The sequence below is a fragment of the Microbacterium sp. CCH5-D1 genome (genome assembly GCF_001557335.1).
Classification (GTDB): Bacteria; Actinomycetota; Actinomycetes; order Actinomycetales; family Microbacteriaceae; genus Microbacterium; species Microbacterium oxydans.
In genome coordinates this window covers 1-21,377 of sequence record NZ_LSJW01000257.1, presented here as the reverse complement: position 1 = coordinate 21,377, position 21,377 = coordinate 1, and the positions used below count along the sequence as shown (strand labels likewise).

Below are 21,377 nucleotides of genomic sequence, written 5' to 3'. Positions count from 1 at the left end.
GCCAGATCCCCAGCGCGGCGACCGCCGCGCCGCCGATCGAGACCACGTAGATGCGGGTGCGCGCTCCCGGAGTGCGGGCCCGCCGCATCAGCAGCGCGACAGCGAGCACGACGGCGACCGCCGCCGCGCACACGAGGGCCGTCGCCGATGCGGTCCGGAACAGGAAGTACGCGGCGAGGAGCATCCACAGGGCCAGGGTGGTGCGCCAGCGCGCCTTGGCTGCGAACAGCACTCCGAAGGTGATGATCGCGAAGAGCGAGATGATCGCGAGCAGATTCGCGTTCCCGACGATGCCCTGGATCCTGCCGCCGTCGAACAGGTTGTCGCGGACCCAGTACCACTGCGGATCGATCTTGCCGTCAGGGAGGGTGAGGAAGTTGGGCAGCAGCGGCCCGTGCAGCACCAGCGAGACCCAGAGCTCGATCGCCAGCGAGAGGCCGAGGATCCATTTGAATGCCGACGAGAGGGCACGGACGATCTCGTGCCAGGTGAGCACGTGGGCCAGGAAGAGCGCGTTCACCGTGACGGCGGCGAGAAGGATCCAGGTGACGACTGTGGGACCGCGCCACTGCGACCAGGCGACGGAGACGAGCGCGAAGGCGGTGTAGCCGAGGGCTGTCCAGGGCAGGCGCCGCCAGCGGAACGGCTGGGGGCGATTGCGGGCGAGCATCGGAATGCCGATGCCGAGGGTCGTGAGCGTGAAGACGGCGAGCGTCACGGCGGCCCCGTCCCGCCCGAGCAGGTTGTAGACCGCGGAGTGGGCGAAGGTCACGAAGAGCACGAGGATCGCATACCCGCGCAGCAGCAGATGCCCCGTCGACTCGCGCTCCGGCGCGGTGGGCGGGGCAGACACCGGATGCTTCGTGTACTGGGCCATCGCGTTCAGGCTACCGCGCCGTGCTCCGGGCGTCGCTGAACGCCGCAGCACCGCTCTACGCTGGGGTGCATGCTGCTGCGCCTCTCGAACACGCCCCGTGACTACGCCTGGGGATCGGACTCGCTTCTCGCCGGACTCGAGGGGCGTACGCCCACCGGTGCGCCGGAGGCCGAGGTGTGGTTCGGGGACCATCCCGGCGACCCCGCCGACGTCGCGGGCGGCGGCACACTCGACCAGATCACCGGGGGCACGCTCCCGTACCTGCTCAAGCTGCTCGCCGCGGGGAGCCCGCTCTCGATCCAGGTGCACCCGACGATCGATCAGGCCAAGGCAGGATGGGAGCGCGAGAGCGGTCTCGCCGCGGACGACCCTCGGCGCAACTATCGCGACGCCAACCACAAGCCGGAACTCCTCGTCGCACTCAGCGAGCGCTTCGAGTCCCTGAGCGGACTGCGTCCCGTTCCCCGGACGCTCGCGTTGCTCGGCGCTCTCGAGGACAGCCACGGCGTCCAGGAGCTCCGGACGCGCCTGAGCGCGGAAGGCGACGTCCTGCGCGACGTGATCGCCTGGCTGCTCGGAGGCGGTGCACGCGCTGAGGTCGACGACATCATCGCCGCGGTCGTCGCTGCCTCCACCCGCGAAGACGCAGGGGAGTGGAGCACGACTCTGCAGGCGATAGCGAGCGTGGCGCAGACGTACCCTGGCGACCCCGGCGTCGTGGTGGCGCTGCTCATGAACCACGTCGTCCTCGAGCGGGGCGAGGGGATCTTCCTCCGTGCCGGCCTCCTCCATGCCTACCTCTCCGGTCTCGGCGTGGAGATCATGGCGGCGAGCGACAACGTGCTCCGCGGCGGACTCACTCCCAAGCGCATCGACGTCCCCGAGCTTCTCGCGATCCTCGACACCGCCCCCGGAGAAGTGCCGGTGCTGCGGGCGCGGGCTGAGGGTCCCGTCACGCCGTATCCCGTTCCGGTGCCCGACTTCGCCCTCGAACGGGTCGTCGTCGACGGCGACCCGCTCACGATCGGGCTCTCCGGGCCCACGATGGTCCTTGCGACGGCCGGTGAGGTGACGGTGACCTCTTCACAGGGCGAGGCGCTCACGCTCGCGGTCGGGACCGTCGCCTTCGCGGACTCCGCCGAGGAGGGGATCACCCTCACGGGTGCTGGTGAGGCGTTCGTTGCCGGACCCGGACGCTGACACGGGCTCATCGGACGCGATCCGACACGCCGGTGACAGGTCAAGAACCTTAAAGAGTTCCTTGAGGGTTTACGATCCGCGACTTGACCGGAGCGAATGACACGGGTGTAATTAGTCATGCGCACGGCCCGCCGGGGGGCGGAGACAGGGTTGGAGATCGAGATGACGGGATACCGTTCAGACGTACCGGAGAACTGGTTCGTCGATCCGATCAACCTCGGTGTTCCCGGGGTTCGACGCGCGGACACTGCAGAGGACGACAATGCCCTCGCCTGGCAGAGCGACGCGCTCTGCTCGCAGACGGACCCCGAGGCGTTCTTCCCTGAGAAGGGCGGCTCGACCAGGGACGCCAAGCGGATCTGCACCTCGTGCGACGTCCGTGGCGAATGCCTCGAATACGCTCTCAACAACGACGAGCGATTCGGCATCTGGGGCGGGCTCTCCGAGCGCGAGCGTCGCAAGCTCAAGCGCCGCGCCAGCTGAGTCGTCCATCGCTCCCGGAGCGAGAACCGCAGGGATGCATGGCTTCGCGGGCGCGCCGCGTCCAGTACGCAGACGTCGGGGGTCGCGCGCATAGGCTGACGACGTCATGCCAGCCCGAGTTCACGCCATCATCGTCGCGCGCACTGGATCGTCCTCCCGAGCGCAACTGCTCCGCACTCTCGACGCCCTCCGCGCTCAGACCACTCCCGCCGCCGCTGTAACGCTCGTCGTGTGCGGCGACGCATCGTCAGTGCGCGAGAGCGAGGCCGTCGCGAGCACCGTCGAGGGGATCATCGAGGCGCGCGCCACCACCTCCTTCGCCGAGGCCGTCGAGCTCGCGAGGCCCCGAGTCGCGGAAGGCTCGGCGATCTGGCTGCTCGCTCAGGACACCACGCCGCACCCGCGGGCACTCGAGCGCCTGAGCGGGATGCTGGAGCGCTCGCCCTCCGCCGCGATCATCGCTCCCAAGCTCGTGGCCTCGGACAACGACCGCGAGATCGTATCGCTCGGCGTCAGCATGACCGCTCTCGGACGCTCGGTCGAACTCGCGGCCGGTGAACTCGACCAGGGACAGCACGACCGCTCGGACGACGCACTCGGTGCGGACGTGCGAGGTCTCCTCATCCGTGGCGAGGTCCGCGATGCCCTGCGGCCGGATCCCGCGCTCGCCGGCGCAGACGAGGGCCTCGACCTCGGAGTCCGCGCGCGCTTGGGCGGAGGGCGCGTCGTGCTCGCTCCAGGCGCGCGCGTCTCCGTATCCCCCGATGGTCCTGCCGCGCTGCCGTCCGGCCGATTCCGGCGCGCCTTCGTCACCCGGCTGGCCCAGCTCCATCGGCGCCTGGCTTATGCGCCTGCCGCAGCCGTACCTCTGCACTGGCTCAGCCTGCTGCCCCTCGCGCTGTGGCGCTCGATCACCGATCTCGTCGCGAAGCGCCCGGAAGCCGTGCTTCCCGAATGGGGTGCCGCGCTCACGGCGATGTCTCGGTTCGGCGCCGTCGTGCGCTCGCGCGCAGCGATTCGTGCGTTCCGCACCTCCAGCTGGGCCAGCATCGCGCCGCTGCGAGTGACGTCTTCGGAGTTGCGGCGACGGCTGGACGACGGCCACGGGAGCGAGGGCGGTGCGGTCAGCGAACTGCGCTTCTTCTCGGGGGGCGGCGCCTGGGCCGTGCTCGCAGCGCTGGTGGTCAGCATCGCCTCCTTCACGAGCCTGCTGGCATGGCCGACGCTGGGGGGAGGGGCACTGCTGCCCCTCCGACAGACCGTGGGTGCGCTGTGGAGCGACGCCGCGTGGGGGATGCGGGACGTCGCCCTCGACCTGGTCGGCCCTGCCGACCCCTTCGCGTCGGTCGTGGCGGTGCTGGGCTCGCTCTGGCCGGCCGGCCCCTCGTTCTCGGTGGTTCTGCTGTGGATCCTCGCGCTCCCGCTCGCCGTGCTCGGCGGCTGGTTCGCCGCGACGCGGGTGACCGACCGTGAGGGCCTGCGCATCTTCGCGGGAGTCGCGTGGGCTCTCGCCCCGACCTTCCTCACCGCGCTCGTCGACGGGCGCCCGACTGCGGTCCTGGTACACCTCCTGCTCCCGTGGCTCTTCCACAGCGCGGTGGTCGCGCATCGCTCCTGGGGCGCCGCGGGAAGCGCCTCGCTGCTCCTCGCCGCGGTCGTCGCCTGCGCTCCCTCGCTCGCCCCCGCCCTCGCACTGCTGTGGGTCGTCGCACTCGGCATCGTGCTGGGAACCGCGCAGTTCCGCGGCGCGGGCCGGTTGCTGTGGCTGCCGGTGCCCACGATCGTCCTCTTCGCGCCGCTCGTGTTCTGGCAGCTCGCACACGGCACGCCGTTGGCACTGCTGGCCGATCCCGGATTCATCTGGGCGGGCCCGCAGGTCGCCGCCGACGCCGCAGGGCGTCTCGCGCTCGCCGGCGGCTTCCCGACGCCGGCGCTGGCCGGATGGATGGAGATCGTCCCGCCGTCGATCGCCGTATGGGCTCCGTTGCTCTGCGCCCCCATCGCCGTGCTCGCGCTCGGAGCAGCGGTCGCGCCGCGCTGGCGTGCGGGGATCACCCTGCTCGTCGTCGCTGCATCCGGGCTCGCGACGGCCTTCCTCGCTGTCGGCGTCACCGTGAGCTTCGCGCAGGGAACTCCGGTCGCGATCTGGCCAGGGGCAGGGCTCAGCCTGGCCTGGATCGGCGTGGTCGGTGCCGCGGTCGTCACCTTGGACACCGCTCTCACCATGCCGCGGCTGCGGGTCTCCGCCGCGGTGGTCGCAGCGGCGGCACTGGCAGCATGCGCGGTGCCCGCGCTCAGTGCGCAGCACACCGACCGTTCGGTCCTGACCAACGGGCCGGATTCGACGCTGCCGGCATACGTGGCAGCACAGGCGGCCGGTGATCGCTCGATCGCCACTCTCGTGCTGACCCCCCAGAACGACGGCGGCCTCGCCGCTGAGGTGACGTGGGGCGCGAGCGAGACCCTCGGTTCGCAGTCGACCTTGACCTCCACCGCCGTCGAGCCACAGGGCGCCGACATCTCGACGCTGGCCGTGGACCTCCTCTCCGCGCGCGACTTCGACGCGCCGGGTGCCCTCGCGGAGACGGGGATCAGCTACGTGCTAGTCGCCCAGGTCCAGGGAGAGGGCGACAAAGCGAGGGCTCTGCGCACCGAGGCCGTCGCAGCGATCGACCAGCGTGCCGGCCTGGTGCACGCGGGGACCACCGACCGTGGAGTGCTCTGGCGGCTGGAGGCCGAACCTGCCGAGCAGCCCTCCCTCACCTCCGCTCAGCAGGGCACGGCACGACTCGTGATCACCCTGCAGCTGCTGGCGGTGTTCGCCGCCCTCCTGCTGTCGATCCCGACGAGGGCATCGCGCCGCGCCGCACGCTCCCGCTCCCGGATCGTCGGTCGTGTGCCGGACGAGCCGATCGTCCTGCCGAGGCACAGGGAGGACGCTGACCTCATCGACGAAGCTCCGGTGGGGACGATCGAGGACCCGCAGGACGAGCCCGCACTGAACGAGGATGCCCTCGCGCCGATCGCCCAGCCGACCAGCGACGAGCCGTCTTCGTCTGGCACAGAAGCGTCGACGGACCGCGGTGAACGACGCCCGACCTCTACCGAGGAGGACCGATGAGCAGTGGCAACCGCGCATTCCGAGTCGCCGCGACCGGTGCCAGGGTCATCACGGGCGTGGCGGTCATCGCCGCGTGCGTGATCGGTGTCGCGACGGCGGTGCACGCCCCGTGGCCTGTCGTCGCGCACGATCCGGCACAGGTCGAGGTCACACCGGTCCCCGGTGACAGCATCCTCGTCTGCAACGGTGACCTCCGTGCACTCGGGCGCGACGCCGCGGCCCCGCTGGACATGCTCCCCGCAGCCTCCCCGTCCCTGACGACAGGAGGTACCGCGGGAGCTCCGGAAGCGGATCGGCTCGCGGTGACGGATCTGCCGGAGGCCGAGGGACCGGAACGGCTCACAGGGCGGGTCGACGGGCGCACGGCACCGCTGATCGCCGGAGCGGAGTCGATCACGATCGCGGCCGACGACCTCGCGGGATACGCCGCCCTGCCGTGTGGTCAGCCGCGATTGGAGTCGTGGCTCGTCGGAGGAAGCATCGACACCGGGACGGAGGACATCGTGACGCTGACGAATGCGGCCGATGTCCCGTCCACGGTCACGCTGTCGGTGTACGGACCCGCGCGGAGCACGCGGACGGTGATCGTCCCCGCGCGCTCGCAGACGGCCCTTCCCCTCACCTCATTCACCACCGGCAACGACGTGCCCGTGGTGAAGGTGAGCGCGGTGGGAGCCCCGGTGCGCGCAGCCCTCCAGTCATCGCTGGTGCGGGTTCTCGATCCCGCGGGCATCGACCTGCAGGACTCGGTCCCCGGGGCGCAGCAGAGGCTCGTGTTCACCGGGGTGGAGGCGTTCCCGGCCAGCGGCGACGACTCCGAGATGACTGTTCTTCGCGTTCTGTCGCCGGGCGTCGGCGCTCGCGTCCAGGTCAAGGTCCACGCCGAGGGGGAGGCGGGTCTGGCCGATGAGTTCACCGTCCCGCTCGAAGCCGATCTCCCGTCCCAGGTGTCCCTGTCCGGTCTCGAGCCGGGTCGGTACACGGTCGAGGTGGAAGCGGACGTGCCGCTCATCGCCGCCGTCCGACAGCAGGACGGATTCGGGCTCGACTCGGACTTCGCCTGGGTGATGCCGGCTCCTGAGGTCGATGTCGATGTGGTGTTCGCCGTGCCGTCCGGTCCGGCGGCCAGACTGCAGCTCGCCAACACATCCGACGCTGACGCCACCGTCACACTCGAACCCGTGGACGGGGGGCAAGCGCAGGAGATCGTCGTCCCGGCAGGCGAGACCGCCGGGGTCGCCGTCGCGGGGCGTACGACCTATCGGATGCAGACGACGGCGCCCGTGCACGCTGCGGTGGCGCTCACGGCTCCCGGCGCCATCGCGGTGATGCCCATCCAGACGAGCGCCGGCGGAGAAAAGCCGATCACGGTCTATCCCTGAGCGGCGCACCGCGTTCGGGCCGACATGCCGGCAACGACTGTCGTGGCGTCAGTCGTGGTGTCAGTGGTCGTGGCCGAGGTCCCACGGCTCGCGGCCGACGTACTCGGCCGCTGCCCGGAAGACCGCGCTCTCGATGGCCATGCGCCGGTGCGCGGCATCGTCGTGCCCAGGGGGCAGGAGCCGTTCGATGGGGAGTCGGAACAGCACGATGCGCCGGTTCTCGCGGTCGAGATACCACCGGGGCACTTCGTCGGTCGCGTCGAACCCCGGGATCGCGCCGATCTCGAACCGGACGTCCTGCAGTTCGGGCCAGGTACCGCGGAGGAACTCGACGGCCGTGCCGACCGTGAGGTCGAACCGGTCGATGCGTCCGTCGAGAGGAGCCAACGGCGGACGCACGACCTCGCTGCGGCCCAGGCGACCATGTCGCCCATGCCGCGCACCGCGCCGAGGAGCGGCGGTGGCGGGGGTGGCGCGTCGACGAGGCATGACGAAAGTCTAGGCGGTGGCGGCTCGCCCGGCGCGGCATCCGTCGCCGCGTCGGAGTGCGCCGTACGCTGGCGGAGATGGACGGACGACTGTGCTCGAAGGTCGGCTGCGCGCGAGAGGCCGTGGCCACCCTCACCTACGACTACGGCGATCAGATGGCGGCCCTCGGCCCGCTCGGCGCTGCGAACGATCCTCAGGCGCATGATCTGTGCTCGCCCCACGCCGACCGGCTCTCGGTGCCCGCCGGGTGGCTCGTCGTCCGTCACGAAGCACTGCGCGCCTGACACCGGTGGATCGACACGCGGTCACAGCCGAGCGCTGAATTCCGAAGTCTGGATACGCTGACCGCAGGCGTGCCAGGGCGGCGCGGCCGGAAAGGCACTCGTGATCGTCTGGCGTCGCTGGATCTTCCCCCTGCTTCTCGTCGTGGTCTTCGGCGCGTGCGCCGCGGCTCTCGTCAAGATCGCGTTCTTCCCCGACCGCGCGGAGAGCGTCGTCAGTCCGGAGGCCGGGATCACGGATCCCGTCGTGGCTGTCGAGCGCGGTTCGGTCGTGAACGCGCTGAGCCTGAGCGGGAACGTGGCGCGCGACGACGACTTCGCCGTCCGGGGTGAGCTCAACGGCACCGTCCTCGCCGTGCACGTGGGGGAGGGGGCGACCGTGACCGCGGGGCAGAAGCTGTACACCGTGCGTCAGGAGGAGCCGCGCAAGGACATCGACGTTCTCGCGCCCGAAGCCGGCGACGTGTCGGAGTTCGCCGTCGTCAAGGGCCAGGCCACCACGGTCGGCACCGAGACGTACAAGCTCACGCCAGCGCGCTATCACCTGCTCGCCACCGTCGACCCCGTGCAGCTGTACCGGCTCGTCAATGCTCCCACCGAGGCCACGGTCACCATCACGGGCGGCCCTGCCCCGTTCGCGTGCACCGGTGTGGGAGTCCAGGTGACGGCGGAGGGCACCGCGAATGTGCGCTGCGCGATCCCGGTCGACCAGACGGTCTTCGCAGGTCTCCCCGCGAAGATCGACCTCGCTCTCGGCCAGGTGGATGACGCGCTGGTGATCCCGGTCACCGCCGTCCAGGGCGGTGCGGGGTCGGGGAAGGTCTGGGTCGACGCCGGTGACGGCTCCGACCCCGAGGAGCGGGCGGTGACTCTCGGCGTCAACGACGGCGTCATGGTCGAGGTGACGGAGGGTCTGGCGGAGGGCGACAGCATCCGTCAGTTCGTGCCCGGCTTCGTCGCGCCGGTCGAGGAGTTCTGCTACGAGGTCTCCCCGGGAGTGGAGCAGTGCGACACCGGGACCAGCTGGTGAGCCTGGTCGCGCTCGACGACGTCTCCAAGAGCGTCCTGCTCGCCGACGACTCGCGCCTGGAGATCCTTCGGGGCGTCACCCTCGAGGTCGGAGCGGGGGACCACGTCTCCATCGTGGGCCGCTCGGGGTCGGGGAAATCGACGCTGCTCAACATCCTGGGGATGTTGGATGCGCCCACCTCCGGCTCCGTCGCGTTCGAAGGTCGGGAGGTGCGCCGGATGCGCTCCGGTCGCCTCGACCGCCTTCGCGGCGACAACGTCGGCTTCGTGTTCCAGCAGTTCAACCTTCTGCCGGGGCGTACGGCGATCGACAACGTGATGATGCCGCTCGGCCACGCGAAGGGGCGGATGTTCTGGAACCGTCGCCAGATCGCGGCCGACATGCTCGAGCGCGTCGGGCTGGGGCATCGCGTCGACCAGATCGCCGACAAGCTCTCCGGCGGTGAGCAGCAGCGTGTCGCCATCGCGCGGGCTCTCGTCCGCAGACCGGTCCTGATCCTCGCGGACGAGCCGACCGGAGCCCTCGATATCGACACCGGGGCATCGGTCATGTCGCTGCTCGACGAAGTGGCGACAGAGACCGACGCGGCACTGGTCACCATCACGCACGATCTCCATGTCGCTGCGCGGGCGCGTCGCCACTACCGACTCGACGCCGGACGCCTGGAGATCGCCGACCTCAGCCGCGCCTTCGAGGCGTCGACCCTCGCCGCCCCCGTGCCCTCCGCCGCACCGGAGGTGGTCGCATGACCGGTTTCCTCGGCGCCCTCTCCGACGCCTGGGCCGAGATCCGTGTGCACAAACTGCGCGTGCTGCTCAGCCTCATCGGGATCGCCGTGTCCGTGGGCGCGCTCACCGCGGTCGTCGCGATCTCCGAGTACCAGCGACAGTTCCAAGCCGAGCAGTCCGACCGGTGGGGCGGACGAGCGGCCACCGTCGTCGTCGCGGTCAACAGCGACGACGGCACGCCCGTCGACGCCGACGAGTTCGATGCCCGCTTCGACCGCGTGTCCGAGCGCTTCGGGTTCAGCCACACGGCGCGCATCTCCCAGGGCGTGATGCTCGACGTCCAGCTCCCCGACGGGATCGTGCAGGTTCCGGCCCGCGTCATGGATCCCGCGTTCTCGCAGATCCATCGCGAGCGCCTCCTGGAAGGGCGGTGGTTCCTCGATTCCGACAGCGAGGCGATGGCCCCGCCCGTCGTCATCACGGAGCCCCTGTGGGACCGGCTGGGGCGTGTGCCGTTGTCGCAGCACCCGACCGTGACGCTCGGCGGCCCGGCCGGCGGGACGTACCAGGTGATCGGCATCACTCCGCGCCAGGGCATGGGCGACGAGGAGATGCGCGTCGATGTGCTGTACGACTCCTACCGTGCCCGCGTGGATGCGCTCCCGACCGATGCGTGGACGCAGTACGAGATCTGGATGGGGACCGGCCAGGTGGATCGGATCGCGCCGGTGCTCGCGATGGACCTCAGGGCGGGGCTGCCCGAAGGTCAGACGGTGTCCGTGAGCAGGTCCGACTGGGCTGCGCAGCCGGGGGCTCTGGATGCGCAGGCGACGTTCGAGATGGTCACCGGTGGTATCGCGGCCCTGATCCTCGCCCTCGGGGCGCTCAGCCTGATCAACATCCAGCTCGTGGCGATGCGTCAACGCGTTCGGGAGATCGGGGTCAGGCGCGCTTTCGGTGCGAGCTCGGGGCGGGTCTTCTTCGCGGTGTTCCTGGAGAGCCTCGTGGCCACCTCGGTCGCGGGAGTGATCGGGATCGCGATCGTCGTCGCGGTGCTGCGCTCGGAGTGGATCATCACGTCGATGTTCTACGGGATCCAGGACATCCCGCCCTTCCCGATGCGCGCGGCGCTCATCGGCCTCCTCGCGTCGGTCATCGTCGGTGCGGTGTCCGGGTTCATCCCCGCGCTGGTCGCTCTCCGTGTCAAGGTGATCGACGCGATCCGCTTCTGACGTACGCGTGAAGGTGCGGAGGACGCCGCGGTGACCGGCGCCGTTCAGACGCCGACGCGCCGCCCGGTGAGCCGTTCGGCGCGACGGTCGGAGTTCTCCAGTGCCCGGCGTTCGCGTTCCCGGCGCAGCGCGGTGATCCCGATCAGCGCCTGCTCCGGCGGAGCCGGAGGCAGCGGCGAGACGAAGGGGGTCGCCTCGGTCAGCAGATCGAGCGCGACACGTGCCCGCGCCGCAGGAATCATGCGGGGGGCGCTCTGCAGGAACTGGGAGATGCGCCGCGCGAGCCGGTCGGGGAGCCGAGCGACGTCGGCGATCTGGGCCCAGCCGCCCAACGACGGAGGAAGCACGGGTACGTGCGCGACGAGAGCGGGGGTGCGCACGCGCTGACTGTAGGTGCCGGCGACCAGGTCGCCCAGGCGCTGCGACCGCGCGTTGAACGCGCCGGTGAGCACCGCCACACCGCCGAAGGTCATGTAGATCTCCAGCACGCCGAGGAGGGCGCGGATGAAGGCGTGTCGGAACCCCGCGGCGCCTCCGTCCACGCGCACGATGCGCCCGCCGACCGCGAGCTTGCCGAGGCTGCGTCCCTTCAGGGCGACCTCCATCGTGATCGGCAGCACCACGAAGCTCACCACGAAGGCCGAGACCACGGCGATCCGATCCGTCGTCTCGTCGAGCACGCCGGCGTCGAGCAGCCAGATGCGCAGGAAGATCCACAGGAGGAACACGGCGTATCCGAGGAGCATGTCGATCGCGGCGCCGAGCGCTCGGAGCAGGAAGCCGATGGGCTGCACGTCGATCGCCACGGCCTCGCCGGAGAGCACCTCGTCTGCAGCATCGATCGGGGTGGACATGAGTACAGTAAATCAGGTGGATGCCGATGCGCTGACAGATGCACGCCGCGCCGAATGGGAGCGGCTGGACCAACTCAGTCGCGCCCGTCTCGACGGGGACGGGGTCGACGAGCTCATCGTCCGATACCGCGCCGCCTCCGCCGACCTGGCTGAGCTCAAGACCTCGGTCGGCGATTCGCCGCAGGGTGCCTACCTGTCGACCATCCTGGTCCGTGCACGCCTGCGTCTGACCGGTGCATCGGACAGCATCCTCACGCAGACCGGACGCTTCTTCCGTCTGCAGCTTCCCGCTGCGCTGTATCGCCTGCGTTGGACGACCCTGGTCATCGCGATCTCCTTCATCGCGGTCGCCGTCGGCACCGCGGCCTGGATCGCGAGCGATCCCGCGCTCGTGGCGACTCTGGGCTCGCCGTCGGCACTCGAGCAGTATGCGGACGAGAGCTTCACGGGCTACTACACCGAGAACCCCGCTGCCGTGTTCATGGGCATGGTCTGGACGAACAACGCCTGGATCGCGATGCAGTGCGTGCTCTTCGGCGTCACGGGGGTCTGGCCGGTCTACATGCTCGTGCAGAACGCGATGGGTCTCGGGACCACCGGCGCGGTGATGGCCGTCCACGACAAGGCCGACCTGATGGTGCTGTACATCCTTCCGCACGGGATGCTCGAGATGACCTGTATCTTCGTGGCGGCCGCCGCAGGTCTGCACGTGTTCTGGGCCTGGGTGGCGCCGGGGCGACGCACGCGAGGTGAAGCGCTCGCCGAGCAGGGCCGAGCGCTCGCGACCGTGGCGATCGGTCTGGTCTTCGCCCTGTTCCTCGCGGGGCTCGTCGAAGGTTTCGTCACCGGTTGGGCACTGCCGTGGCCGGTCAAGATCGGTATCGGAGGCGCGGCACTCGCCGTGTTCCTGATCTACATGCTCGTCATCGGCGGGCGCGCGCACCGCCAGGGTGAGACGGGAGACCTCGTCGAGTACGAAGCGGGTACGCCGCGTCTGGTGGCGGGCTGACAGACGGTGAGCCGCCACATCTCATCGTGGGCGGGGGTTCAGAGCCGACCAGCCGCTTTCAGCTCCAGATAGCGGTCGGCGATCCGGGGAGGAAGCTCCTCCGGATCGGCGGCGATCGCCTCTCCGCCCGCCCTGCGGATCGCATCGGCGACGTTCTCCGCATCGCGGAGGGTCCTCTCGGCCGCTGCTGCGAGGTACACGTCCTCCCGGGAGTCGCGTCGGCGCGCGAGCGCGGAGATGCCGTCATCGGTCACGGAGCCGACCAGCACGGTGGTCGCGCGTGACGCGTTCGGGAAGGCGCCGAGGAATCCGCGCGCCGACTCGGCGGCATCCTGCGCGGTCAGAGCCACGATGAGCGAGGGGCGTGTGGTGAGCGTGCGGACGGCGGTGAACGCGCCGTGCCAGTCCGTGTCGACCAGCCGAGCGTGCACCGGAGCCATGGCGTCGGTGAGTGCCGGCAGCAGCGCGGCGCCGTCGACGCCCGTCACCCGCGCGCGGACCACCCTGTCGTACATCAGGAGGTGCACATGATCGCCCGCGCGGGAGGCGAGTGCCGCCAGCAGCAGCGCGGCCTCCAGTGAGGCATCCACGCGGGTGCCGTCCCCGACACGTGCGGCAGCCGTGCGTCCCGTGTCGATGATGATGACGACGTGGCGATCCCGCTCCGGCCGCCAGGTCCGCAGCATGGTGGTCCCGGCGCGAGCCGTCGCCCTCCAATCGATCGAACGCACGTCGTCTCCGCGCACGTACTCCCGCAAGGAGTCGAACTCGGTGCCCTGACCGCGCACCTGGATGCTCGTGTTGCCGTCCAGCTCGCGCAGCCGGGCGAGTCGCGACGGAAGATGCTTGCGGGAGGAGAACGCCGGGAGCACTCTGATCGCCCCGCGGACGACGTGCCGGGCCTGTCGACCGGCGATGCCGAGGGGCCCGCGCGAACGCAGCATCACGAACTCGCTCACGAGTTCTCCGCGGCGGCGGGGGAGGAGCGGAATGGCGACCCGGCCGCGTTCGCCAGGAGCGATGTGCAGACGCTGCCGGTCGAGCGGAGCGCCCGCTGTCGGCTGCCATGCGTCGCGGAGCGTCGCGTTCAGTGCCCTGTTGCCGTGGTTGTGCACCGCGACGCTCACCGGGACCGGCTCGCCGAGCCGCGCGCGTGCGGGCAGCCGGCGGCTCACGGTGACGGAGCGAGGACTCGCGGCGAGGGCGACGTCGACGGCGACGAGCAGCAGGCACAGAGCGATCCAGGCACCGAGCACCGCGTACGCCGGATAGCCCGCGAGCCCGGCGATGACGAGCGGGACGATACCGACGGCGATGGCGACGGCGAGGCGACCGGTGATGAACACCTAGATCGGCACCCTGGTCTGCTGCACCACCGAGGTCAGCACCGCATCGGCGGATACGCCTTCCATCTGCGCATCGGGGCGCAGCTGGAGACGATGGCGCCACACCGGGACCAGCATCGTCTGCACATGATCGGGCGTGACCGCCGAAGACGCGTTGAGCCAGGCCCAGGCCTTCGCTGCGGCGAGCAGTCCGGTGGAGGCGCGGGGGCTGGCACCGAGCTCGACCGAGGGCGACTGGCGGGTCGCTCGGGCGAGATCGACGACGTAGCCGAGGACGTCGTCGGTCACCTCGACCGCGGCAGCAGCGTGCTGCGCCGCTCGGATCTCCTCGGCGGTGACCACCGCCTCCACTCCGGTGAGCTCTCTGGGGGAGAAGCCCGAGGCGTGCCGACGCAGCACCGAGACCTCCGCGTCGCGCTCCGGCATCCCGACGACGAGCTTCATCAGGAAGCGATCCAGCTGTGCTTCCGGCAGCGAGTAGGTGCCCTCGTGCTCGATCGGGTTCTGGGTCGCTGCGACGAGGAACGGGTCGGGGAGGGGGCGACTGACCCCGTCCGCCGACACCTGGCGCTCCTCCATGGCTTCGAGGAGTGCAGCCTGGGTCTTCGGCGGCGTGCGGTTGATCTCGTCCGCCAGCAGGATGTTGGTGAACACGGGACCGGCTCGGAAGTCGAACTCGCCGGTACGTGCGTCGTAGACGAGGGAGCCGGTCACGTCGCCGGGCATCAGGTCCGGAGTGAACTGCACGCGCTTGGTGTCGAGGCCGAGTGCCCGCGCGAAGGAGCGCACGACCAGCGTCTTCGCGACGCCGGGCACACCCTCGAGCAGCACATGTCCGCGAGCGAGCAAGGAGACGAGCAAACCGGTGACGGTGCCGGCCTGGCCGACCACGGCCTTGTCGACTTCCGTGCGCACCCGGTGCATGGCCTGACGCAGCGTGGCGTCATCGGTGGGATGGTTCTCAGCGGTCACGTGTTTCCCTCTGCTTCTCGGGGATGGGCGGTCGTGTCGGTGCGGGCGGTCTCGTCCACCGCCGTCTCGAGCTGGTCGAGGCGTCTGGCGAGTTCGATCAGGGCGGCGTCGTCCTCGGGCGGGGGCCCGGCCAGCAGTGCCTGGAGCGTGCCGCGCGGGACCCGCAGCCGATCCGATGCCGCGTCGGCGACCTCATCCGCGTCGGCGTGGACGGCGAGTCCGAGCCGACGGGCGAGACGTCGCCGAGTGCCGTCGCGGAGCGCCTGCGCGGCGTGTGCGGAGTCCGCGGCTCTGGCCGTGAGACGTGCGCGTCCCTGCATCGTCTCCGAGGCTCGCACGGTGACCGGCAGCGTCTCGGCGACGAGGGGACCGAACCGCTGGCCGCGCCAGATCGCCGTCGCGACCCCCACCGCGATCAGCAGCAGGATGGCGGGCGTCACCCACGAGGGCGTGAGGCTGCCCAGCGTGTCGACCGGCTCGGCTTCGATGTCGGAGTCCGCGAAGCTGGGGACATACCAGACGACGCGGTCGGTCTGACCGAGCAGGGCGAGTCCGAGGGCCGCATTCCCGTTCTCGGCGAGGTAGGCGTTGCCGAAGAGCCTCGATCCCTCCACCACGGTGCGCTGAGGACTGGTGCGACGATCGACGAGGACGGCTGCGCCCTCGGAATCCCCGAAGCAGGCCTGCACGCCGTCTGCGGCGGCGAAGAGACGGTCGGCGCGGATCGTGCCGACCTTCGCGAACTCCGCGACATCGCACTCCGCGCTCACGGCCGACGATGTGCCCGGCGCGTTGTCGCCGATGCGGAGCTCGTTCAGCAGATGGGTGCTCGTGGACAGGAACACCACGCGCTCCGCGGGTTCGGTGAGCGTCGCGAGTGCTTCGTCGGTGAGCGTGTAGGGGTTCGCCATGACCAGTGTGGTGTCGGCGTCGATCGCCGCGCGGGCCTCGACTCGTGACCGATGGACGTCGACCTCGACGCCCTGATCGCGCAGGATGTTCGCGAGCGCGAGCGCGCCGGCATCGTCGCGGGCCTCGGGGTCGAGGGCGCCGCGCGCACCGGGTGCCGTCGCGGCTACGCGAAGACCCACCACCGTGACGATCAGCACGAGCGCCGCGACGATGGCCCAGCCGATGATGGACTTCGCGCGACTCGGGCGGCGTTCGGCGGTGGAGAGCGGTTCGGCGTCGGAGGCGGCGGGGAGCAGGGGCGTGCGCTCGCTGTCTGTGATGCTCACGCCGGCACCACTTCCAGGCGGCGTCCGCGGATCCGATCGTCGGTGTCGACGAGATCCCGATACGCCTCCGCCGTCGCGTGATGTCCGAGATAGCGGACATCGTCGAAGGTGAGGGCGGCGCGTCGCATCGCCTCGGCCTCGTCCGAGAACACCGTGCTGGCCTCGCGGGCGATCCCCTGCGCGGTCGCGCCGGGTGCCGGATCGATCAGATCGCGTTCCCGCAGGCTGCGGGCGATGGCGCGATAGCGCAGGACGGTCGCGGAGTCCCAGTCGCCTTCGCGTGCGGCGCGCTCGGCATCCGATCTCAACTGTGCTGCGGTGCGGTCGTCCGCCGCACCGAGGAGGTCTCCGTGCGCCCGCCTGATCGACCTCGAACTGCGCGGCCGTCCCCAGATGATGAGGGCGGCGATCAGAGCAGCCGCGATGATGACGCTGACGATGATGAGAGCGGACGGACCGACGTTCGCGCCGTTGTCCGAGCTGAACAGATCGGCGAGGAAGCGGCCGATGTCGCGGGCCACCAGATCGAACCAGGTGGGCTTCGCGTCCGCGTAGCGCGGGTTGGAGAGCTCTTCCTCCGCCCAGCGTCGAGCCTCGTCGCCATCGGGCACGAAGAGATCGTCGAAGCGTCGGATCATGCGGCGCCGTCGGAGCCGGGTGCTGTCCAGCCGCTGTCGGCCGGAGCGTCTCCGGGGGCGGGCACCGCGGGTGGCGGCGGCGGCGGGAATGCTCCTGTCGCCGGCTGCATCGGCTGCGTCGGGTGTGCCGGCTGCGTCGGGTATCCCTGCGTCGGATACGGAGGCGTCGGATAGGGCGTCGCCGGAGACGGAGGGTATGCGTATCCCTGGGACATCATCACGTGTTCCGGAACCTGGCGGGGCGGAGGAGCCGATGTCACCGCGCGTGAGGGATCGACGCGGAACGGATCCTCCTGCTGCTCATCGGTCCATCCGAGGTCGCGGCGCTCCACATAGGCGATCAACGTCTGATCCAGGCCCTCGTAGCGCATCCGGCAGTCCAGGTAGACGAGCGCGGCTCCGGTGCTCTGCACCACGAGCGTGATCGCCTGGATGACCAGGAGCAGGATCTGGGGAGCGATCAGGGTCACGACGAATGCCACGGCAGCGCTCGGATCCGCTGCGCCGGTGGGGGCGACGACGGAGCCGAGGAGCGATCCCAGCAACGTCGCCGGCACGCTCACCACCTGTGCCGCGATGCCCATGATCGCGCTGATCAGGAATGTCACGCCGAACGCGACCCAGAACCGCCCGCGGGTGAGCCGCCAGGAGCGGACGAAGGCGTCACGGAAACGGGCACGCTCCAGGACCAGGATCGACGGCACGAGCAGCAGCTTCGTGGTGAGCCACACCGCGAGGGGGATGCAGGCGAGCACGATCAGGATCACCACGAGCACGACGACGCCGACCATCTCCATGCTCCCCCCGAGGCCTCCGGCGACGAAGCCCGCGATGATGACGGCGGCGATGATGAAGAGACCGAACACGGCGGCGACCGAGAGAGAGGCGAAACCGGCGAGTCTCCAGAAGGCGGGCGCCATCCGCCGCCACAGCATCCCCAGCGTGGCCTTCACACCGATCGCGGCGTACCCGATCTCCGCGGCGACGACCCCCTGCATCATGGCCGTGAAGGCGATCGAGGCGACACCGACGGCCAGTCCGGCGATGACGTTCACCGCGATGGTGCCCGCCATCACCGCCTCGAAGTCCGGAGAAGAGGGGGAGACGGTCTCCAGGCGGCTGAACGTGGTGAAGAGGACCACGCCCATCACCACAGCGGTGACGACGACCACGATGAGCTGGATGACGACGGCGAACCCGAAGAGCACCTTGGGGTTGTGTCGCAGTGCCGCGAAGGCCTTCCCCAGCAGCATCCCGAACGACAGCGGGTGAAGAGGGATGATGCCCTTCTTCGGGGCAGGCGTCCACGTCTGTCCGGTCACAGGCACTCCCTCTCCATCGTGCGCCTCCATCGTGTCATATCCCCTGCACGGAGCGCAGACCTGGGATCGCTGGGACTCGGTGCCATAAGGTAACTCTTATGACCTCACGTATTCTCGTGGTCGACGACGACACAGCGCTCGCCGAGATGATCGGGATCGTGCTTCGGACCGAAGGCTTCGAGCCGGTTTTCTGCGCCGACGGCGCGCGCGCCGTCGATGAGTGGCGAGCCCAGCGGCCCGATCTCGTGCTGCTCGATCTGATGCTTCCCGGCATGGACGGGATCGAGATCTGCACGCGCATCCGTGCGGAGTCCGGCGTGCCGATCATCATGCTCACCGCTCGCAGCGACACGGCCGACGTCGTCCGAGGACTGGAGGTCGGTGCGGACGACTACATGGTCAAGCCGTTCAACCCGAAGGAACTCGTCGCGCGCATCCGCACCCGTCTCCGTCCGACGCCGCAGACCACCAGCGAGCAGCTTCGCGTCGGTGATCTCACCGTCGACGTCGATGCGCACGAGGTCCGTCGCGGCTCCGAGCCGATCGCGCTCACACCGCTGGAGTTCCAGCTTCTCGTCGCGCTCGCTTCCAAGCCGCAGCAGGTGTTCTCCCGGGAGATGCTCCTGGAGCAGGTGTGGGGGTACCACTACAAGGCCGACACCCGGCTGGTGAACGTCCATGTCCAGCGCCTGCGCGCCAAGGTCGAGCTCGACCCCGACAACCCGAAGATCGTCATGACGGTGCGTGGAGTGGGCTATCGCGCCGGGAGCGTCGGCTAGGCGCACGATGGCCGCGACGACAGCGACCACCACGACGGTCGCTGTCCTGCGCGACTGGCGCGGTTGGCCGACGATGCTCGGGGTCCTGTGGCGCCGCTCGCTGCGTTTCCGTACGCTCTCGATCACACTGCTGGCGACCTCGCTCGCGATCTTCATCACGTGCGTCACGATGGCGCTGGTGATCCAGAACGATCTCTTCATCTCGCGCAAGGACGTCGCACTCGAGGATTCCCGCCGCGCGGTCGACCAGGCCCAGGGGATCCTGGATGTGGCGGAGGTGGGCGACGACTCCGCGGCTCTCACCGAACTGTGGAACAGTGTGCAGTCGAATCTCACCCGCACGTCGAGCACGGATCAGCTCGCCGGTTTCAAGGTCGACGATGCCAAGGGCGTGCGGCTGAACGGGTTCGAGGCCGGACTGAGCCGGAGTCTGCTGAGCCCCGAGCTCCAGGCGCGTGTCATCGAGTTCGACGACCGTCAGGCCTGGCAGTCGGTGGCTCTGCCGGCCGCCGACGGTGGCGAAGTGCCGGGCATCATCGTCGGGCAGCAGCTGCAGGTCCCGGAGGCAGGGGCTTTCGCGATCTACTTCGCCTACGACCTCGGCGATGCCGACCAGACCCTCGTCTTCGTGCAGCGGACGCTGTGGATCGCGGGAATCGGCTTGGTGGCGATCGTCGCCGCCATCTCCTGGATCGTCCTCCGTGCCGTGTCGACCCCGATCGTGCAGGCGGCCGAGACGAGTGCTCGGTTGGCGGCAGGTGATCTCGGTGTGCGTCTCGAGGTACACGGGGAGGACGAGCTCGCCACGCTCGGGCGCTCGTTCAACGCGATGGCCGACAGCATCGAATCCCAGATCAAGGAGCTCGGCGAACTCTCGATGGTGCAGCAGCGATTCGTGTCCGATGTCTCTCATGAGCTGCGCACGCCGCTCACCACTATCCGTCTCGCCGCCGACATGCTCAATGATCAGCGCGAGGAGTTCGACCCCACCACCGCCCGCACGGCCGAACTGCTGCACGCCCAGGTGCAGCGCTTCGAGACGCTGCTGTCCGACCTTCTCGAGATCAGTCGGTACGACGCGGGATCGGTGCAGCTGGAACTGGAGGCGACGAGCCTCACCCACCTCGCCGAGGACATCATCGAGCAGATGCGTCCTCTCGCCGAGGGGCACGGCACCGAGCTGAGGCTCGTGGCGCCTGGGGGATACTCCCCGGTGGACATGGACCCGCGGCGCGTGCGGCGTGTCCTGCGCAACCTGATCGGAAACGCGATCGAGCACGGAGAAGGTCGTCCGGTGGTCGTCACCATCGACAGCAATCAGCACGCGGTGGCCGCCGGAGTGCGGGATTTCGGGCTCGGGATGGATCCGGCGGATGCGGAGCGGGTGTTCGACCGGTTCTGGCGTGCCGACCCCTCACGCCAGCGGACGATCGGAGGCACGGGGCTGGGGCTCTCCATCGCCCTGGGAGATGCGACGCTGCACGGCGGCACGCTCGATGTGTGGTCGGAGCTGGGCGTCGGCACCAACTTCGTCCTGACGATTCCTCGACACGAGGGGGTCCTGGACGGTCCGAGCCCTATCCCCGTGGAGCCGCAGGAGCCGTTCGCGGAGATCGGGGACGCGACCCAGCCGATCTCGCTGACCGATGCGCCGGCCGGCATGTTCGATGAGGAGGATCGGCCGTGACCGAGCACCGAGGTAAGCGAAGGCTGCGGGGACTCGCGCTGGTGCTCGTCGCCCTGCTGCTTCCCGCCTGCGCCGGGTTGCCGACCAGCGGCGACGTCGCCGTCGGCCTCAAGCTCGGCGAATCCCCACAGGACATCGACATCCTTCCCGTGGCCTCCGGGCCGATCACGGGCGCAGGGCCGGAGGAGATCGTCGACGGCTTCCTCGAAGCCGGCATCACGACCACCGACAACTGGGACACCGCGCGCGACTTCCTCGCGCCATCGCTGCAGCGGAGCTGGAGCCCCTCCGCCGGCGTGTCGATCGACATCGGCCCCGACACCAGGACCGTCACGTCCTCGGTCCCGGATGACGAGGTCGAGGACGCGGACACGGCGGAGGTCCAGGTGACGCTGGACCTCGTCGCGAGTGTCGACGACTCCGGCGGATACGCCGAGGCCGTCGGCTCGTCCGCGGTGGCGTTCACCGTGCAGCGCATGGAGAACGGCGAATGGCGCATCACGCAGGCGCCCGACGGCGTCGTGATCGACGAGACGCGATTCACGAAGGTCTTCGAGGGGTATCCGCTGCAGTACTTCGACCTCGGCTGGTCGCGCCTGGTGCCCGACATGCGCTGGTTCCCGCGGCGGCAGAGCCCCGCGACGACGGTGACACGGGCGCTCATCGGCGGTGCCCCCAGCGAATGGCTCGACCCGGCAGTGCAGAACGC

The 21,377-nt window shown here is 69.9% G+C and carries 18 protein-coding genes and 2 pseudogenes; 12 read left to right on the top strand and 8 right to left on the bottom strand.

From position 1 onward, the window contains the following. Positions 1-877: pseudogene (locus AX744_RS15630) on the bottom strand (O-antigen ligase family protein); the annotation flags it as partial. A 69-nt stretch (positions 878-946) separates the two neighbouring features. On the opposite strand from AX744_RS15630, the gene manA reads away from it, so the two are divergent. The 4 genes from manA to AX744_RS15610 all read left to right on the top strand — a co-directional run bounded on the left by manA (position 947) and on the right by AX744_RS15610 (position 7,063). Further along, the gene (manA, locus tag AX744_RS15625) at positions 947-2,077 is read left to right on the top strand and encodes a mannose-6-phosphate isomerase, class I (RefSeq protein WP_061017867.1); all 1,131 of its coding nucleotides are present in this window, start codon (positions 947-949) and stop codon (positions 2,075-2,077) included. A 162-nt stretch (positions 2,078-2,239) separates the two neighbouring features. Next, entirely contained in the window at positions 2,240-2,560 is a 321-nt protein-coding gene (locus tag AX744_RS15620; RefSeq protein WP_082682698.1) for a WhiB family transcriptional regulator, read from the top strand. Positions 2,561-2,666: 106 nt separating this feature from the next. After that, complete coding sequence (locus AX744_RS15615; protein WP_061017864.1) at positions 2,667-5,681, top strand: glycosyltransferase; 3,015 nt, start codon at positions 2,667-2,669, stop codon at positions 5,679-5,681. Further along, entirely contained in the window at positions 5,678-7,063 is a 1,386-nt protein-coding gene (locus tag AX744_RS15610; protein WP_061017860.1) for a DUF5719 family protein, read from the top strand. The genes AX744_RS15615 and AX744_RS15610 overlap by 4 nt, the downstream gene beginning before the upstream one ends. A gap of 60 nt (positions 7,064-7,123) precedes the next feature. Here the strand turns inward: AX744_RS15610 and AX744_RS15605 are convergent, their stop codons facing one another. Beyond that, positions 7,124-7,552: a hypothetical protein gene (locus tag AX744_RS15605; RefSeq protein WP_227750927.1), complete on the bottom strand. Its 429-nt coding sequence runs from the start codon at positions 7,550-7,552 to the stop codon at positions 7,124-7,126. A 77-nt stretch (positions 7,553-7,629) separates the two neighbouring features. On the opposite strand from AX744_RS15605, the gene AX744_RS15600 reads away from it, so the two are divergent. The 4 genes from AX744_RS15600 to AX744_RS15585 all read left to right on the top strand — a co-directional run bounded on the left by AX744_RS15600 (position 7,630) and on the right by AX744_RS15585 (position 10,823). Continuing rightward, positions 7,630-7,836 carry a DUF3499 family protein gene (locus AX744_RS15600; RefSeq protein ID WP_021199833.1) on the top strand — a complete coding sequence of 69 codons (207 nt, stop codon included), beginning with the start codon at positions 7,630-7,632 and terminating at the stop codon, positions 7,834-7,836. 100 nt (positions 7,837-7,936) lie between these two features. Beyond that, the gene (locus tag AX744_RS15595) at positions 7,937-8,863 is read left to right on the top strand and encodes an efflux RND transporter periplasmic adaptor subunit (RefSeq protein WP_061017858.1); all 927 of its coding nucleotides are present in this window, start codon (positions 7,937-7,939) and stop codon (positions 8,861-8,863) included. Further along, on the top strand, positions 8,839-9,612 hold the full coding sequence (locus AX744_RS15590; protein WP_197077719.1) for an ABC transporter ATP-binding protein: 774 nt from the start codon (positions 8,839-8,841) through the stop codon (positions 9,610-9,612). Before AX744_RS15595 ends, AX744_RS15590 begins: the two co-directional genes overlap by 25 nt. Continuing rightward, a complete protein-coding gene (locus AX744_RS15585; protein ID WP_061017855.1) occupies positions 9,609-10,823 on the top strand; it encodes an ABC transporter permease in 1,215 nt (404 codons plus the stop codon). The genes AX744_RS15590 and AX744_RS15585 overlap by 4 nt, the downstream gene beginning before the upstream one ends. 44 nt (positions 10,824-10,867) lie before the next feature. On the opposite strand, the gene AX744_RS15580 is transcribed toward AX744_RS15585, so the two are convergent. After that, complete coding sequence (locus AX744_RS15580; RefSeq protein ID WP_061017853.1) at positions 10,868-11,677, bottom strand: RDD family protein; 810 nt, start codon at positions 11,675-11,677, stop codon at positions 10,868-10,870. 16 nt (positions 11,678-11,693) lie between these two features. Here AX744_RS15580 and AX744_RS15575 point away from each other — a divergent pair, with 16 nt between their 5' ends. Next, a complete protein-coding gene (locus tag AX744_RS15575) occupies positions 11,694-12,686 on the top strand; it encodes a stage II sporulation protein M (protein ID WP_061017850.1) in 993 nt (330 codons plus the stop codon). A gap of 38 nt (positions 12,687-12,724) precedes the next feature. On the opposite strand, the gene AX744_RS15570 is transcribed toward AX744_RS15575, so the two are convergent. The 5 genes from AX744_RS15570 to AX744_RS15550 are packed head-to-tail and all read right to left on the bottom strand — an operon-like array spanning position 12,725 to position 18,202. Then, on the bottom strand, positions 12,725-14,032 hold the full coding sequence (locus tag AX744_RS15570; protein ID WP_061017848.1) for a DUF58 domain-containing protein: 1,308 nt from the start codon (positions 14,030-14,032) through the stop codon (positions 12,725-12,727). Beyond that, entirely contained in the window at positions 14,033-14,956 is a 924-nt protein-coding gene (locus AX744_RS15565; protein WP_218867656.1) for an AAA family ATPase, read from the bottom strand. It abuts the gene before it with no gap. 44 nt (positions 14,957-15,000) lie between these two features. After that, positions 15,001-16,242 (bottom strand): DUF4350 domain-containing protein, encoded by a 1,242-nt coding sequence (locus AX744_RS15560; protein ID WP_061017846.1) that lies wholly within the window; start codon positions 16,240-16,242, stop codon positions 15,001-15,003. Further along, entirely contained in the window at positions 16,239-16,880 is a 642-nt protein-coding gene (locus AX744_RS15555) for a DUF4129 domain-containing protein (protein WP_058632639.1), read from the bottom strand. Before AX744_RS15555 ends, AX744_RS15560 begins: the two co-directional genes overlap by 4 nt. Continuing rightward, entirely contained in the window at positions 16,877-18,202 is a 1,326-nt protein-coding gene (locus AX744_RS15550) for a glycerophosphoryl diester phosphodiesterase membrane domain-containing protein (RefSeq protein WP_061017844.1), read from the bottom strand. Before AX744_RS15550 ends, AX744_RS15555 begins: the two co-directional genes overlap by 4 nt. 98 nt (positions 18,203-18,300) lie before the next feature. Between AX744_RS15550 and mtrA the strand changes: the two genes are divergently transcribed. The 3 genes and pseudogenes from mtrA to AX744_RS15535 form a co-directional block, all read left to right on the top strand. Further along, positions 18,301-18,981: an MtrAB system response regulator MtrA gene (gene mtrA / locus AX744_RS15545; RefSeq protein WP_046749491.1), complete on the top strand. Its 681-nt coding sequence runs from the start codon at positions 18,301-18,303 to the stop codon at positions 18,979-18,981. Positions 18,982-18,988: 7 nt separating this feature from the next. Then, positions 18,989-20,668, top strand: coding sequence for an MtrAB system histidine kinase MtrB (gene mtrB, locus AX744_RS15540; protein WP_058632640.1), 1,680 nt, complete (start codon positions 18,989-18,991; stop codon positions 20,666-20,668). Beyond that, positions 20,665-21,377: pseudogene (locus AX744_RS15535) on the top strand (LpqB family beta-propeller domain-containing protein); the annotation flags it as partial. The gene mtrB and the pseudogene AX744_RS15535, both read left to right, overlap by 4 nt.